Source organism: Paenibacillus sp. MAHUQ-63, from assembly GCF_028765165.1.
Lineage (GTDB): Bacteria > Bacillota > Bacilli > Paenibacillales > NBRC-103111 > Paenibacillus_E.
The window spans coordinates 1,299,981-1,315,083 of the sequence record NZ_JARADB010000002.1 but is presented as its reverse complement, the minus strand read 5'-3'; the positions used below and the strand labels follow the sequence as shown (position 1 = coordinate 1,315,083).

The following is a 15,103-nucleotide window of genomic DNA, read 5'->3' as shown; positions in this document are numbered from 1 at the left end:
CTTGCTGTGTCGTTAAGTTAACTTATTTGGCCTGAATGTAGCCTTCCGCTTTCAGCAGCTCGGCGATCAGAACCGCACCGCCCGCCGCTCCGCGCAGCGTATTATGCGATAAGCCTACAAATTTGTAATCATAAAGAGAATCTTCGCGCAACCGGCCTGCGGACACGCCCATACCGCCTTCGATGTCGCGGTCCAGCTTCGTTTGCGGTCTGTTCTCTTCTTCGAAATAAGTGATGAATTGTTTCGGTGCGCTAGGCAGTTCAAGCTCTTGCGGACGCCCTTTGTACTGCTGCCAGCGAGCCAAAATTTCTTCTTTCGACGGCTTCGTCTCGAACGATACGAATACGGTTGCCAAATGGCCGTCCGTTACCGGAACGCGGATACATTGCGTTGTAATATGCGGCTCGCTTGCCTTCACGATTTGACCGTTATCGACGCTGCCCCAGATACGCAGCGGCTCCTGCTCGCTTTTCTCTTCCTCGCCGCCGATATAAGGAATCACGTTGTCCAGCATGTCCGGCCAATCGGTGAAGTTTTTGCCTGCTCCGGAAATGGCTTGGTACGTGGACGCGACAACTGTCTTCGGTTTGAATTCCTGCAGCGCGTGCAGCATCGGCACATAGCTTTGAATGGAGCAGTTCGGTTTCACGGCAATGAAGCCGGTCTCCGTTCCCAGACGCTTGCGCTGTGCAGCGATGACTTCCAGATGGCCCGGATTCACTTCCGGAATGACCATCGGAACGTCTGCCGTCCAGCGGTGTGCGGAGTTGTTGGACACGACAGGCGTGCCTGTTTTGGCATAAGCCTCTTCCAACGCTTTAATTTCTTCTTTCTTCATATCGACCGCACAGAAAATAAAATCGACTTCGGAAGCCACTTCCTCAACCTTAGAAGCGTCCTGTACGACAATGCCTTTCACAGCATCCGGGATCGGCGTGGACAATTTCCATCTGTTGCGGACGGATTCTTCATATGTTTTGCCAGCCGAACTGGCGCTAGCAGCAATTGCCGTTACTTCAAACCAAGGGTGCCCATTGAGCAGCTCAACGAAACGCTGCCCTACCATGCCCGTACCGCCTACAATACCAACTCTTAATTTTTGTGCCATGTGAGATTCAATTCCTTTCAAAATGGTATGAGTACAATATGCAAAAGCGTCATTTGGTGTTCGGTAAATCGCCCGCTAACGGGTCATCTTTAGAATGAACAAAAAAATCCCACCCCCAAGACTATGATCAGTCTTAGGGACGAGATTATGATCCTCGTGGTACCACCCCAGATTCGCAAATATGTCGCCATATCCGCCTCTTCAAGTACGGCATTGCCTGCAATGCGTATACTTTAGCTCTATAACAGGAGCTCCTGGCCTACCATCCCCGCCGAAGGCGGTTCCGATATGCTGCTCTGAGTCTTTCTTCAATACCGAACGCTTTGCTCCTTTTCAGCTATCCAGAGCTCTCTGTGAAAGTTTCCATGTATTTACTCGTCTCTTCGTCGCATTTAATATTGCGATTATAATATCAGAAATATGCGGACTCGTAAATACCAATTTTCATCAAACGCCCGAATAGGCCAGGAACCCGCCGTCGACGGGAACGGTAATACCAGTCACGAAGCCTGAGCTGCGCTCGTCGACGAGCCAGCGGACCGTGCCGAGGAGATCTTCCGGGCTGCCGAACCGTCCCATCGGCGTATGCCCGATAATTTTCTCGGATCTCGGGGTCAGCGAGCCGTCCGGGTGCAGGAGCAGGTTACGGTTCTGCTCGGTAACGAAGAAGCCGGGGGCTATCGCATTCACCCGGATCCCGGCATCGGCCAAATGGACCGCAAGCCATTTGGTGAGATTCTCGACGGCCGCTTTGGCTGCGCTGTAGGCCGGCACTTTCGTCGCCGGACGCGGTGCGGCCATCGACGAAATGTTGATGATGATCGCGCCCTCCCGGTGCATCATCAGCGGCGTAAAGTGCTGGGTGGGCACCCAAGTCCCCATCACGTTCAAATCGAGAACGAAACCGAAGCCGGATGGCTTCATATTGAACATCGTCGTAATGTCCGTGCGTTCATGATCTCCCGCTTCAAGACGTTCCTTCGTCGTGTTGCCGCTTGGATGTCCCCCGCCGGCTCCGTTAATGAGAATGTCGCAGCCGCCGAATTCGCTGTGCACCTCCCGCGCTGCAGCGATGACCTGCTCCTCCTGCAGAACGTCACAGGAAATGGCGTAAGCTTCTCCGCCGTTCTGGCGAATGGCGTCCGCCACAGCCGCTCCATTCGCCGGATTTCGATTCAGGAGAACGATCCGAACGCCGTACGAGGCCAGTTCCATCGCCATTCCGCTGCACAGCACCCCGCTTCCGCCGGTGATCACGGCGGTGCGGCCTTTCAAATGGGCAAGGTTCATTGTTTGCTGCCTCCTACGAACGTCCGGCGGACAGCTTCCGGATCCAGCTTATACGCATCAAGCGCAGATTGGTCAAAGACAATGCCGTGCCCCGGCCGGTCGGATGGTACGCCAAGCCCGTTCTTGACGGTTATCGGCGTTTCCAGAACGCCCAGCTCGGTGAACGACCCGCCTACGACATTCTCCAGCATGTATCCGTTCGTCACGCCGCAGAGCAAGTGAACGGACAGCTCCATCATATAATGCGGGGCAATCACTTTCCCATATGCTTGCGAGAGATGGGCGATTTTCACCCATTCCGTAATCCCTCCGACGAAGGCTACATCCGCTTGTACAATATCGATCGCATCTTGCTTCAAATATTCGAGAAATTGGTATTTGCTGAATAGGCTCTCCCCCAGCGCAATCGGCGTGCGCAAATGGCGGCGCAGATGACGGTGACCTTCGATATCGTGATACAGAATCGGCTCCTCGATCCACCCTAGATTCAGATGATCCAGTTTAGCGCACGCCTGAAGCGCCTCCGCTGCACTCCACTTCTGATTGGCGTCGACCAAGACCGTCGCACCCGCTCCGAGCAGCTCTTGAACCTTCACGATCCGCTCGATATCCTCTTCGATCGTTTCCTTGCCGATCTTGATTTTGACCGTCCGGTACTGCTGTTCCCGGTAGCCCCTTACCCGGTCTAACAGCTGCTCCAGCGTGTCGCCCAAATCGATGCCGCTAATATAGCATGGGATGCTTTCTCTCGCTCCCCCCAGCAGGCGGTACAGCGGCTGCTTATGATGCTTGCCGATCAGGTCCCACACCGCCACATCGATCGCGGCAATCGCCAGTGCGTTGACGCCCAGCCCAAGACGGCGGGATTGGCGCTGCAGCAGCTGCCAGATGTACTCATAATTCAAAGGATCCAACCCTATGATCAAATTGGCCAAATAATGCTCAATCAACGATTGGATGGCCGTTCCGCCTACATCGACCGTATAGCTGAAGCCTGTACCTGTTAGGCCGGTATCGGTCTTCAATTCGACGACAATAAACTCAATCCCGCCGACCTTGTTCGTAGCGTCTTCCCAAGGCGGATTCGGCGGAATCCGGTAGGCGTTTACGGACACATGTTCAATTCTCATTGCTGTCATCTCCAGTCATGCGATTTTCATTCGTATGACCATCTTATCAATGAGAATGGCAATAATCGAAAACAAAATTGGTTTCTTTTCACAGAAAAATAACGTATATTGTCCTCAAGGAGGGACGCACATGATCACCGGCTCAAAATTCGTTAAAAGCAATGATTTCCATCTGGATTACAAGGAAATTATCATCGATCATCAGGAACCTCTTGTTCATTATCACGACAAAATCGAGCTCGCCTTGTTCCTGCAGGCGGACATCCGAATCTATGTGAAAGACCGGCTGTATGAAATAAGGGACGGCGACATGATGCTGCTCGCACCTTACGATGTCCACCGGATTGAATATAAACACGACACACCTTATACGAGGTATGTCATTAACGTCTCACCGGGATTTCTGGCGGACGTCCTGAACGCAACCGGCCACGGCGACATCTTGGGTCCGTTTCTATCCGGCCAGAGGGCTGCCATCCGATTTGCCGGCGCGGATGAGTTGAAAGCGCTGAACGCGATTTTCTCCGTCATGTGGCAGATGCTGCACTCGGTCCACGACTCGCCGGAGCGAACCTCGCTGTTTAAGCTGCATACCGCTTCCCTGCTGCTCTTGTTCATGCAGCTGCCGGAGAAGGTGAGCCGGAGGCCGGCATCGGCCAAAGAGGAGAAAATGAATCTAGTCCTCCACTATTTGAACGAGCATTATTTGGAGTCATTCACCTTAGATGCGCTGGCCGACCGGTTCTATCTTAATAAATTTTATTTGGCCCATGCGTTTAAAGCGATTGTGGGCATGACGGTGACGGACTACGTTCAATTCAAAAGGGTCGAGGAAGCCAAACGGCTGCTCAAGACGACCGACAAGTCCGTGCTCGAAGTCAGCCTCGACTGCGGCTATGAGAATGTTCAGCATTTTCACCGCGTTTTCAAAAAACTGGCGCATCTGACACCTTATCAGTTTAAACGGTTGACGTAAAAGGCGCTCCCCATACGATCCGGGGAGCGCCTAACCATTTAACCAAACTCATTCTTCTTGGAGCTTGAACACGGCCTTACTGTAACCGACTGTGACATTCGCATCGTTCCGAATCGTGCGCTGCGATATCCGGTACAGCGCCTCGATCGTATCACGATTCGGGTATTGCAGCTGCTCCAGAATCGAGGCGACGATGAGCGGCCATTCCTCCTCGGAGCCGTCCAGCACCTTCAAAGCGAAAGCGACCCGCTCCTCCTTCAGCGCGAAGCCGTACACCCCTTTGGCGCCTCCTTTGGCAACGATATTCGGGTCCCGCAGCAGGACGGAGCATATGAAATCCGTCCCCGCGATCATCTCCGGATGCGCATGCATCAGGGCGGTCAGCTTACGGACCGCGTCCCTCACCGCAGGATCCGGGATCAGATCAGGGCACGCCAGCTTCAAGTAGGCCCTGGCCAGCGCATCCAGCGGCAGCGCGTGCACCGGGAAGCCGCAGCCGTCCGTGCCGATCGGGATTTGCTCCTCCGGCATCTCCGAGAGCGATGCCAGCGTGCGCAGGATGAGCTTCTGCGCGGGATGTTCGGGGTCACAGTACGACCCAAGGTCGTACCCAAGCGCTTGGCATAGCGCCAGAATGCCCGTGTGCTTCCCCGAGCAGTTGTGATAAACGCGCCGCTTCGGCAGCTGCTGCCGGACGGCGTTATCCCTTGCGCCGATGTTAAGCGGGTAGGTGGTGGCGCATACGAGCCGTTCTTCGCCCAGCCCAATCTTGCCCAGCATGGACTCGACCGCTTCGATGTGGAACGGCTCCCCCCGGTGTGAGCCTGCCAGAATCGCCGTCTCCCTTCCGGTGAAGCCGAACCGGTTCTCGATCGCGTGCTGCAGAACCGGTATGGCCTGGAACGGTTTGGCCGCCGACCGCAGATAGGTCACATGATGCGGATTCCCTGCCGCATACCGGATGCGCCCTGCGGCATCGACGCCGCATACATGGCCCGCATGCGTACATTCCAGCACACCCCCGCGGTATTCCTCGACCAACATCCGTTCCATGCCGCACTTCCCTTCCCGGCTATCCTTGCCGCTCTTTGTTGTCCGTTATTTTTTATACACTTTGTTATATGCTTCTTGATAAATACTAATGAATTGATCCATGCCGGAATCCTTTAACCCTTTCAAGTAAGCGTCCCAGTCCTTGTCGATGCTTTTGGCGCCCATGATGAACTGCAGCATGGACTGCTTCACATAATCCGTAATGATCGGCTTCAGCTGCTTCACTTGGTTCGCTTGTTCGTTCGTCAAGAAGATGTCCGTCGGAAACTCTTCCTTCGGCTGATGGCCTTCGTATAACTCCTTCGTCGCCTTATACAGCCGGGTCTCCAAGCCGTCCATCGTATAAATGTCCTGGCTGGCGGCATAGGCGGTTTCACGGTAATCGGCTGAGCGCAGGTTCGGACCCATTTGATTCCAATGATCGTTCTGCACTTGACCGACGCCGTAAGAAGTTTCTTTCACTTTGAACTTTGCCGCCGTACCGCGCGTATTTTTGTCGTTCGGCTCCGCTTTCACCCAATTGCGTCCCTCTTCCCCGAAGTTCGACAGCGTCGTTCCTTCTTCGGAGTACAAGTAGTCGGCCAAACGGATAGCCGCTTCCGGATTTTTATTTTTGTTCGTGATGGCGAAGACGGAATTCCCGACTCCGATGTAGTGGCCGGTGAACGAAGCTCCGTCCGGACCCGTGAGCGGCGCGATCGGATCATAATCCTTGTGCCGTGTCGCGCTCGGCGATGCATCGGTGAATTCACCGAACCAGCCCGCCGGAATCGCACCGGCGATTGCCGTGTCCGGGCTGTTGCCTTTCTGCGACAGCGCATCCGATTTCTGCGTGAAAGCTTCCTTATCAATCAAGCCTTCCGCATACAGCTTATTCAGGAATTGCAGCCCTTTCTTGAAGCCGGGTTGGTCGACGGCCGTTCCCAGCTTGCCGCCATTCAATACGAAATAGTTATTATCCGCATTGAAATAGACGAATGCATTCATGACGAACGTTTCAATATCCGTATGCCACCCTGTCGGTGAGCCGGTGAACGGAATTTCATCCGCCTTGCCGTTGCCGTTCGGATCTTTCTCCTTGAACGCCTTCAGCATGTTGTAGAAATCGTCCGTCGTTTTCGGAGCGCTGAGGCCGAGCTTCTGCAGCCACTTCGAGTTTACCCACATTTTGGCGGAGAATTGGCAGTGATAGCATTCATTCACGGAAGGAATCGCATAAATGTTGCCGTCAGGCGCCGTAATCGCCTTCTCCAGATAAGGGATGTCCTTGAACGCCTGTTTAATATTCGGAGCATACTGATCGATCAGCTTGTTCAACGGTATGAGAACGCCTTGCTGGCCGTACAGCAGCTGCTCTTCCTTCGTCAGATCGCCCTGCATGAAGATATCGGGATAGTCGCCGCTGGCCAGCAGGAGCTGCTTCTTCTCCTTCAACGCCGCCGTTTCGCCGGGGACGAGCTGCCAATTGAGATGGATATTCGTTTTCCCTTCCAAATATTTGGTAAACCAATTCGTGTTCAAATCGGCAATGTTGGCGGATTGCGGCGCGAATGCGCTCATCTCCACTTTCGTTTTGACAATTGGAAATCCGGTTGCATTCACATTGCCAGCACCCTCTGCGCCTCCCCCGCCGCTCGGAGTGCCGCCCGGCTCATCTCCACCCGAGGTGCAACCGACGACAAGCACAGTCACGAAGAATAGCAGGACCAACGTTCTCCAGGTTTTTCTGGTTCCCTTACTTCTCATACGCATAACCCTCCTTGTTTATGTTCGCCAATCGTTGAACGGGGGCCAACCGATAGGATTCGCTGCCTCGCATCCCGCCTTTCATCCTCATTCCGGAATTAGCCTTTCAAAGATCCGATTAACAGCCCCTTCACAAAATGCTTTTGTACAAAAGGATAGAGAATAAGCACGGGAGCGCTGGCTACGACAATCAACGAATATTTGAGCAGCTCCTTCAATCCCTGTCTCTCCGCCAGCTCGCGGACATCCTTGATCATCGTGGGATCGATGGAATTAAGAATCAATATGTTCCGGAGAATGAGCTGCAGCGGGTACAAATCCGCCGATTTCAAGAAAATGAGCGCTTCGAAATAAGAGTTCCAGTAGCCGATGGCATACATCAGCACGAGGACCGCAATGATCGGTTTGGAGAGCGGAAGCACAATTTGGAATAAAAATTTGAAATCGCTGCAGCCGTCCAGATGTGCCGCTTCCGTAAGCTCCGACGGGATCGACGTTTGGAAGAACGTCCGCGCCAGAATGACCTGCCAGACGGAGATAGCCCCTGGAATGATCATGGCCCATCTCGTGTCCAGCATACCCAGCCCTTTCACAGTCAGATAATAAGGGATTAACCCTCCGCTGAACAGCATCGTAAATACGAAGAGTGCGGTAATGACATGACGTCCGTAAAAATTTTTGCGCGACAAAGGGTACGCCGCCGTTATCGTCAACGTCACACTGAGCAGTGTCCCGAAGATCAAGTAAAACAAGGAATTGCCGTAGCCCGTCAAAATTTGCGGATTCTGGAACACCGCTTGATAGCCACGCAGCGTAGGCTCGACAGGAAGCAGCCAGACTTTGCCTGAGATCACAGCTGACGATGAACTGAACGATGAGCTGACGATGTAAATGAGCGGATACGCCACAATGACCAAGCAGATGATCAGAAATGAATAGACGAAGAATAAATAGATGCGGTCTACACGGCTCTCCATGATGCGGGTACTCGTCTTGGGAGCCTCTAGGGCTAATGTTTGTTCGGGATTCGTCATCTTAGCTACCTCCTACCACAAGCTTGTCTCGGAATTTCTTCTGGCTACCGCGTTAACCAGAATGAGCAGCAGCAAGTTGACGACGGCATTGAAGAGTCCGACTGCTGCGGAGAAGGAGAAGTTCGCTCCGACCAACCCCATTTTGTACACGTACGTGGAGATCACTTCGGATGCCCCGACGTTGATCGCATTCTGCATGAGATAGACCTTCTCGAAGCCGACGTTCATGATTTGCCCTGCATTCAGAATAAGCAGAATGACAGCCGTCGGCATCAGGCTCGGCAGGTCGATATGCAGCATGCGCTGGAACCGCGAAGCGCCGTCCACTTTGGCCGCCTCATACAGATGAGGATCCACACCCGCCAATGCAGCAATATAGATGACCGACGCATATCCGGTAAATTGCCATACATCCGAGAGGACGTACACCGTCTTGAAGTATTCCGGCTTCGACATGATATTTTCCGCCGGAAATCCGAACTTATCGGCGAGCAGATGAACGAAGCCAAGCTGCGGAGACAGGAACAGCATAATGATCGAAACCATGATCACCGTTGAGATGAAATACGGCGCGAAGGTGACTAACTGCACCGTCCGTTTGAAAATGCCGTTTTTCAATTCGTTCAGCGCCAAGGCTAAAATAATCGGCGCAGGAAAACCAACGAGCAGCGAGTAAGCGCTGAGCAGCGCTGTATTTTTAATGACCCGCCAGAATATAGGCAGCCGGAAGAAATCGATAAAATGCTTGAATCCGATCCAATCGCTTCCCCAGATGCCTTTCGTCACCATATAATTTTTGAACGCAATCTGCACCCCCGCCATGGGCACATACTTGAAAATAATCAAATAAATGAGCGACGGCAAAATAATCAAATAAAGCTGCCAGTTTTTCTTTACCATTCGAAATGCTATACTCATGGTATTCCCCTCCACGCTGCATTTACATTTTGCTGCCAATATTAAGCGCTTACAAGGATTATAATAAGGGAATGATAACCAAATTTATAGGGATCATTCTTAAGATGGAACTGTCCGTTTATAAGGTGGTGCTGCTCTTGAACAGGAAGCCGGCCAGGAGTTATCAGAGCTTGTCCATTGTCAAAAAAATGGCGATCGGTTATATCGTCATCATCTTCATGCCCATCATCTCATTCGGTCTGTTCCTGTATAACCAGAACTATAATTCCTTCCTCGAAGAATACGCCCAGGGCAAGCAGAAGATCGTTAATCAGGTGCTGAACAATCTGAACGTGAGCACCGTCCAAATCGAATCGGTGTATCAGCTGTTCCAAAATAATTCGAACACCATCGCCTATTTGAGCGGGAATTACCGGACCGACTTCGAGCAGGTTTCCAACTTTCTCACCTATATCCGGCCCATCTTCACCTCCATCCTTGCTTCCAACCGAATGATTGAAGGCATGACCATTTATATGGAGCAGCAGAACGGCATGATTTTCCGGCCCGAAATGGCGAAGATGGACGAATTCAAGCTGGATGAAAGCATCAAGAAGCTTCCGCTTGGCGTCGGCAAATGGGTGACTCCGAGTGGCGCTTCCTCCTTTCCCGGCGTCAACCTCCACTATGTCCACAAAATCGGGAACCGCAACTTTGAGCAGGATATCGGCTTACTGGATATTAAAGTAACCTCAAATTTCATTAAACCATTGTTTGATTCGTTAAATTTGGACAACAGAAGCAATCTGTATATGCTGGATCAAGATCATAAAATCATATCGGCCATTGAGAAAATAACGCTAACCCCGGATGCCCGTCAAGATTTGCTTGGCATTGCCTTCCAAACGAACGCCAAGTATGTGTACCGGCAGATCAATGGGAATAACATGCTGATTGAAGCTTTTTACTCCGATAATCTCAAGATGCATTTCGTCATGATGGAGCAAGTTGACGCCGTGTTCGGCGGGATTCGCAAAAATAAGTATGTGCTGGCGATAACCGTCGCCGTGCTGCTCCTGCTGCTGTCCGGCATGTATTACTTGATTGCCAGCTCGATGACGAAGCGCATTTTGAAGCTGTCCAAGCATATGAGACAGGTCGATGAGAACCATTTCCCCTTGTACAAGGGTGAGATTAACAATGATGAAATCGGCTATCTGACATCCTCCTACAATGCGATGATCCGGCGAATGGACGAGCTGGTCAATACCGTGCACCGGTCGGAAATGCTGAGAAAGGAATCGGCCTATCGGATGATGCAGGCGCAAATCAAGCCTCATTTCCTGTATAACACCCTCGAATCCATCCGGATGATTGCCGAGGCGAACGATGATCACGATGCAGCCGAAATGTCTTATACGCTCGGCAAGCTGTTTCGCTACAGCCTGTCGGGCAATCGAACCGAGACGACGCTGAAGGAAGAAGTCGAGAATGTCAAAGACTACATCAGCATCCAACAAATCCGGCTTGGCGACCGGCTGCAAGTCTTCTTCCATATCGATGGAGTTATCGATAACTTCATCTGTCCTCATTATATCCTGCAGCCGATCATTGAGAATAGTATCGTGCACGGGATTGCCGCAGTGAGGAAGCAAGTCACCCTGTCCATTCGCATCTGGGAGGACGCTGCTTACATGTTTATCGAGGTCAGGGATACCGGCGCAGGTATTGCGCCCGAGCGGCTCGCTGTTATTCAAGGCGTGCTGAACGGTACGGCGGATGCGGGGGTCTTGCAGCATGGCGGCGGCGGTCTTGGCATCTGTAACGTGAATGAACGCGTCATCATGTTCTATGGCGAGTATTCCGGCATTCACATGGAGAGCCTGCTTCACGAGGGCACGACATGTCTGCTGAAACTAGGCAAGGGGGCTATCTCATGAAACTGCTAGTCATTGACGATGAACCTGTAATTCTGCAAGGAATCATTCGGATGATCCAGAAAGCGAACACGCCTTATACGGAGATCGTCGGCGCATCCGACGGAATTGATGCGCTGCAGAAGCTGGAGAGCTTTGAACCGGACCTCATCCTCACGGACATTCATATGCCGGAGATGGACGGCCTTTCCCTCATTAAAACGGTACAGGTGCAAAATTTGTGCAGCCGTTTCGTCATAATTACCGGCTACGATGACTTCGCATATGCCAGACAAGCGCTGCGCTACCAAGTCGTCGATTACTTATTGAAGCCTATTAATAAGCAAGAGCTGTTAGCCGTTCTCCAAACCGTCGAACAGGACATTCGGTTAGAGCAGGAGCAGAATAAGGCCTTCGATCTCATGCTGCTCAAGGAACATTTGTTCTATAATACGCCGTTAACTGAGATGGCGATGAACCCGGAGCATCTCCGCTCCCTTTGCCCCGGTCCGTGGACGACCATCATCGTCATGCAAGCCGGTGAACGCACTCCGCTCTTGACGGATGAACAGCTTGCTCCGATTTGTGCCGGTCTCGCAGCCAACGATATGAATGCTTACGCCATCCATTCCCGCTACTTGCGGCAAGCCGTCCTCCTGGTGAACGGCCGGCATGCGCTATCGGCGAACGAGCTTCAGCAAGTTTGCGGTGTTCTCCTCCGGACAGAGGAAGGCGGAGCAGGATACCTCGCCGGCATCAGCGGGACGATGTCAGATGTGGAACGCCTGCGTGAAACCTATCTGGCGGCTGTGGCCGGCATGTATACGAGCGGCTCATCCTTCGATGAGGCCGGCGACTCAGAACCGGCGGAACCGCTCCAGCCCCATACGCAAGCGATTGACAAAATCATCTCGTTCGTGGAACAAAATTATAAGCAGGATATTTCGCTTGATACCGTTGCCGAACACGTGCGAATGCATCCGAACTATATCTCCATGCTGTTTCGCAAAGAAATGGACCATACCTTCCTGCATTACCTGCATACGTTCCGTCTGACCAAAGCCAAGCAATTCATGCAGGAGCATCCCGATTGGCCGATTCATACGATCGCCGAGCTTGTCGGCTATGAGAACCCCCGGCACTTCTTCAAAGTGTTCAAGAAGTTCGAGAACACGACACCCGGGCAATACCGGCTTGAGCATGCCGCGCAAGGCTAGCCGCTTCTCTTTTTGGGCATAATATCCAAATCCTGTGCTCACTGGAGTTCGATACCATGAACAACTTTTTATCTCATTTATTCAGGGGCGCTGCAGCGGCAGAGGCGGATCACCCGGAAGACTTATGCTCAACGCCCCCTGTCCCTTCATTAGAGGAAAATGTTCATACGCGAGCTTATATCCCGGCACTCGACCTGGAAGCGGTCCTTTTATTCCTGGAAGGCGCTGCGGATACCATCATGATAGAGAAGCAAATCATCGAACCGCTGCTCGGGTTCGAATATGTATTGTCCGAACGGGAGCCCCTTTCGCTCGAGATATTGAAAGGAGCGATAACCGCAGCAAGCGGAGAATGTGTTGATCGGTCCCAAAGAATCGTTCGTCGAGTCCGCTTATAGCAATCGCTCTCTGATCCGCAAGCATATTCATAACGAACAGCTTATGTTTGAGACGATCGTGATCGATGAGCGCAACAAAAGTCAGATCTCCGTTGTTTCCTTGAAGGATGTCGCCAATCCCGAGCTAGTGGTTAACGTGAAAAAAACGGATCGCGCAAGTGCTGTTCATTCCAAGTCTTATCAACTATACGACCGATATGGATTAACAAAGATTGCTGCAGCAAACCATCAAAGATGAATTTGAACGCGCTTACGAACGGATTGTCCTCAGATCGCAGCAGGCGTTTAAAGCCGAGCCTTTCTGTGGTACTTGGAAGCAAGAAAGCAGTTTTGGACACTGAAAGAGGATGACAATTACGACTGGGAGCGCATGTTCACGAAAGCGAGGGTGAGTATCGACTACGAGGTCAACATTGAAAGCTATGGCGCAAAGGGAATAAAACGGCGGGTGCGCTGATTGTACTGCTCGCCGCATGCTTCCCTTCGCCTAGCGTGTTATGGATCTTACGGAAGGCATCGTAACGCCATCTTCATGCACATACGCAGCTCCGTCCACATGCTGCATATGAGGAAGCTCCATAAAGTGAGCAAACCTGTTCTTCAATAACCGGTTGACATCCGAAAGCGATAGCGAAACACTCCAATCCAGCGGACCGGAGAATGTTCTTAACTTCAGCCTTCTTAGCTGAAGCGCCGGATTGCATGCGCTTCCCAAACTGACAATGCGGTCGTATTGCCCTTTGACTTCCGGTAATTTCACCGCTGCTCCCCCCTTTACTATTTATTAAATGATCTTATTGTCCGGGTGGATTGGACAATTTGGCATGAAGAAAAACCTAGCCTGCGGCTAGGTTCGTTGATTCTTCTATGCTTCGCTCAATCCGAGCCGGACGTACTGCTCTTGCGGCGCTCCCGCTTGCTTCATAGCGGTCACCAGCAAGTCCTTCATTCTCCGCTCTGCATCCTTATCCTGCAGAGGCTCCTGTTGGGCGGCATCGCTGTGAAGATCGAATAACTGCGTTGCCATGACGAACTGGTTGCGGGCAGAGGGGATACCCTCCCTACTCTCCGGTATTTTAAAAACGGGATAAGCGGTATAAGGCAAATACCTTCCGGCTTCCACCTGGTCGGGCTCGGCGCGTCCGAGATAGGTCCGGAATGTCGTCGGCATCGCCGTGTAGGTATAGCATGGATGATTGTCGGCGGCCGCAGGAGCGCGCATATAGGTATACCTGCCGTCCGTGACATTGACCGCCATACCGTGATAGCCGTACAGGACCGCCTCTCTGAGCTTCTGCTCCCTGCCTTCGATCAAGCCGAGCAGTGAAGTGCCAAGTACCGTCTCCGGTATGGCCACTCCCATGTATGCCAGTACGGTTGGCATCAAATCGATATTTTGGGTGAGGGCATGCACCCGCTTACCTGCATATTGGCAATGCGGAAGACGAATCATGAGCGGTATATGTGCAAGTTCATTATACACATGCATCACATTTTTACCGGTTTGTTCATGTTCCCCTAACAGAAAACCATGGTCGGTCGTGAAGATGACCATCGTATTCTCCTCGATCTCCAGCCGCTCCATCGTATCCAACAGCTTACCGAGCCAGGCATCGATCATCGTAAGCGTCGCCGCATACCGTCGGCGCACGTGTGCCAGCGCTTCAGACGGTACGTCGACAGTGCCGTACTTCGGCCAAGTATACGAAGGTCCTTGGTACGTGTCGTCATACATGGCCAAATAGTGAGCCGGGCAATCAAAAGGCTCATGAGGGTCGAACGCTTCTACCGTGAGGAAGAAGGATTCCTCCTTGCCGTTGCGCTCCAGCCAGTCGCAGGCGGCTTGCATCGTACGAGGTCCAGGGTAATCCTGCTCCTGCTTGAGCTTCGTGCGATTCTTATTGCATTGATCGCGCATCTGTCCATAGAATGAGGCAGGATGCGGCTCTACGCCAATCGAGGATACCCAGGGATCGTCCTCCTGTCCCCGGTGAAAGTCCCATGTCGTATAGGACTGGCAGTAATTCTCTCCTCCGGTAGCGAAATAGTGATAATGATCGGTAACGATATGACTGAAGATGCCGGCATCTCGGAGTACGGACGGCAATGTGCGGTCAAAAGGTTCAATGCCGCCCCAGCCTTTCTCCAGGAAAGCCGTTCGCCCTGTCAATAGATCGCGGCGTGCCGGCATGCAGGGCAGCGAACCGGACCAGTGCTGGTCGAATACAACCGACTGCGAGGCCAGACGGTCGATATTCGGGGTCTTGACGCCTGCACCGCCGTAAGCGGATAGCACGTGACGATTCAACGTATCGAATAAAATAAGAATAGTTCTCAT

General features: G+C 52.3%; 14 protein-coding genes and 1 other annotated feature. Of the genes, 5 read left to right on the top strand and 9 right to left on the bottom strand.

What is annotated here, in order from left to right; translation table 11 throughout:
• Window positions 1-22: 22 nt before the first annotated feature.
• The 3 genes from asd to PUT07_RS14225 all read right to left on the bottom strand — a co-directional run bounded on the left by asd (window position 23) and on the right by PUT07_RS14225 (window position 3,528).
• A complete protein-coding gene (gene asd / locus PUT07_RS14235) occupies window positions 23-1,108 on the bottom strand; it encodes an aspartate-semialdehyde dehydrogenase (protein ID WP_274468779.1) in 1,086 nt (361 codons plus the stop codon).
• A gap of 132 nt (window positions 1,109-1,240) precedes the next feature.
• Window positions 1,241-1,504: a binding site (T-box leader), on the bottom strand.
• Between the two features lie 51 nt (window positions 1,505-1,555).
• A complete protein-coding gene (locus PUT07_RS14230; protein ID WP_274468778.1) occupies window positions 1,556-2,398 on the bottom strand; it encodes an SDR family oxidoreductase in 843 nt (280 codons plus the stop codon).
• Window positions 2,395-3,528 (bottom strand): mandelate racemase/muconate lactonizing enzyme family protein, encoded by a 1,134-nt coding sequence (locus PUT07_RS14225; protein WP_274468777.1) that lies wholly within the window; start codon window positions 3,526-3,528, stop codon window positions 2,395-2,397. Before PUT07_RS14225 ends, PUT07_RS14230 begins: the two co-directional genes overlap by 4 nt.
• A gap of 130 nt (window positions 3,529-3,658) precedes the next feature.
• On the opposite strand from PUT07_RS14225, the gene PUT07_RS14220 reads away from it, so the two are divergent.
• Window positions 3,659-4,504: an AraC family transcriptional regulator gene (locus PUT07_RS14220; protein ID WP_274468776.1), complete on the top strand. Its 846-nt coding sequence runs from the start codon at window positions 3,659-3,661 to the stop codon at window positions 4,502-4,504.
• A 48-nt stretch (window positions 4,505-4,552) separates the two neighbouring features.
• On the opposite strand, the gene PUT07_RS14215 is transcribed toward PUT07_RS14220, so the two are convergent.
• The 4 genes from PUT07_RS14215 to PUT07_RS14200 all read right to left on the bottom strand — a co-directional run bounded on the left by PUT07_RS14215 (window position 4,553) and on the right by PUT07_RS14200 (window position 9,255).
• Window positions 4,553-5,557, bottom strand: a complete 1,005-nt coding sequence (locus PUT07_RS14215) for an asparaginase (RefSeq protein ID WP_274468775.1) — start codon at window positions 5,555-5,557, stop codon at window positions 4,553-4,555.
• A gap of 45 nt (window positions 5,558-5,602) precedes the next feature.
• Window positions 5,603-7,303: an ABC transporter substrate-binding protein gene (locus tag PUT07_RS14210; RefSeq protein WP_274468774.1), complete on the bottom strand. Its 1,701-nt coding sequence runs from the start codon at window positions 7,301-7,303 to the stop codon at window positions 5,603-5,605.
• Window positions 7,304-7,401: 98 nt separating this feature from the next.
• Window positions 7,402-8,337: a carbohydrate ABC transporter permease gene (locus PUT07_RS14205; protein WP_274468773.1), complete on the bottom strand. Its 936-nt coding sequence runs from the start codon at window positions 8,335-8,337 to the stop codon at window positions 7,402-7,404.
• A 12-nt stretch (window positions 8,338-8,349) separates the two neighbouring features.
• Entirely contained in the window at window positions 8,350-9,255 is a 906-nt protein-coding gene (locus PUT07_RS14200) for an ABC transporter permease (RefSeq protein WP_274468772.1), read from the bottom strand.
• 71 nt (window positions 9,256-9,326) lie between these two features.
• On the opposite strand from PUT07_RS14200, the gene PUT07_RS14195 reads away from it, so the two are divergent.
• The 4 genes from PUT07_RS14195 to PUT07_RS14180 are packed head-to-tail and all read left to right on the top strand — an operon-like array spanning window position 9,327 to window position 13,003.
• Window positions 9,327-11,174 (top strand): sensor histidine kinase, encoded by a 1,848-nt coding sequence (locus PUT07_RS14195; protein WP_274468771.1) that lies wholly within the window; start codon window positions 9,327-9,329, stop codon window positions 11,172-11,174.
• Window positions 11,171-12,367 carry a response regulator transcription factor gene (locus tag PUT07_RS14190; protein ID WP_274468770.1) on the top strand — a complete coding sequence of 399 codons (1,197 nt, stop codon included), beginning with the start codon at window positions 11,171-11,173 and terminating at the stop codon, window positions 12,365-12,367. Before PUT07_RS14195 ends, PUT07_RS14190 begins: the two co-directional genes overlap by 4 nt.
• Window positions 12,368-12,423: 56 nt before the next feature.
• Window positions 12,424-12,765 carry a hypothetical protein gene (locus PUT07_RS14185; RefSeq protein WP_274468769.1) on the top strand — a complete coding sequence of 114 codons (342 nt, stop codon included), beginning with the start codon at window positions 12,424-12,426 and terminating at the stop codon, window positions 12,763-12,765.
• Window positions 12,725-13,003, top strand: a complete 279-nt coding sequence (locus PUT07_RS14180; protein ID WP_274468768.1) for a spore germination protein — start codon at window positions 12,725-12,727, stop codon at window positions 13,001-13,003. Before PUT07_RS14185 ends, PUT07_RS14180 begins: the two co-directional genes overlap by 41 nt.
• A gap of 249 nt (window positions 13,004-13,252) precedes the next feature.
• Here the strand turns inward: PUT07_RS14180 and PUT07_RS14175 are convergent, their stop codons facing one another.
• Window positions 13,253-13,525: a DUF1796 family putative cysteine peptidase gene (locus tag PUT07_RS14175; protein ID WP_274468767.1), complete on the bottom strand. Its 273-nt coding sequence runs from the start codon at window positions 13,523-13,525 to the stop codon at window positions 13,253-13,255.
• 105 nt (window positions 13,526-13,630) lie between these two features.
• Complete coding sequence (locus PUT07_RS14170; RefSeq protein ID WP_274468766.1) at window positions 13,631-15,103, bottom strand: sulfatase; 1,473 nt, start codon at window positions 15,101-15,103, stop codon at window positions 13,631-13,633.

Coding starts and splice junctions, on each gene's coding strand:
- PUT07_RS14215 (WP_274468775.1), bottom strand. CDS start 5,557: ATGGAACGGATGTTGGTCGAGGAATACCGCGGGGGTGTGCTGGAATGT.
- PUT07_RS14195 (WP_274468771.1), top strand. CDS start 9,327: ATGATAACCAAATTTATAGGGATCATTCTTAAGATGGAACTGTCCGTT.
- PUT07_RS14225 (WP_274468777.1), bottom strand. CDS start 3,528: ATGAGAATTGAACATGTGTCCGTAAACGCCTACCGGATTCCGCCGAAT.
- PUT07_RS14170 (WP_274468766.1), bottom strand. CDS start 15,103: ATGAGAACTATTCTTATTTTATTCGATACGTTGAATCGTCACGTGCTA.
- PUT07_RS14200 (WP_274468772.1), bottom strand. CDS start 9,255: ATGAGTATAGCATTTCGAATGGTAAAGAAAAACTGGCAGCTTTATTTG.
- PUT07_RS14220 (WP_274468776.1), top strand. CDS start 3,659: ATGATCACCGGCTCAAAATTCGTTAAAAGCAATGATTTCCATCTGGAT.
- PUT07_RS14230 (WP_274468778.1), bottom strand. CDS start 2,398: ATGAACCTTGCCCATTTGAAAGGCCGCACCGCCGTGATCACCGGCGGA.
- PUT07_RS14190 (WP_274468770.1), top strand. CDS start 11,171: ATGAAACTGCTAGTCATTGACGATGAACCTGTAATTCTGCAAGGAATC.
- asd (WP_274468779.1), bottom strand. CDS start 1,108: ATGGCACAAAAATTAAGAGTTGGTATTGTAGGCGGTACGGGCATGGTA.
- PUT07_RS14210 (WP_274468774.1), bottom strand. CDS start 7,303: ATGAGAAGTAAGGGAACCAGAAAAACCTGGAGAACGTTGGTCCTGCTA.
- PUT07_RS14205 (WP_274468773.1), bottom strand. CDS start 8,337: ATGACGAATCCCGAACAAACATTAGCCCTAGAGGCTCCCAAGACGAGT.
- PUT07_RS14185 (WP_274468769.1), top strand. CDS start 12,424: ATGAACAACTTTTTATCTCATTTATTCAGGGGCGCTGCAGCGGCAGAG.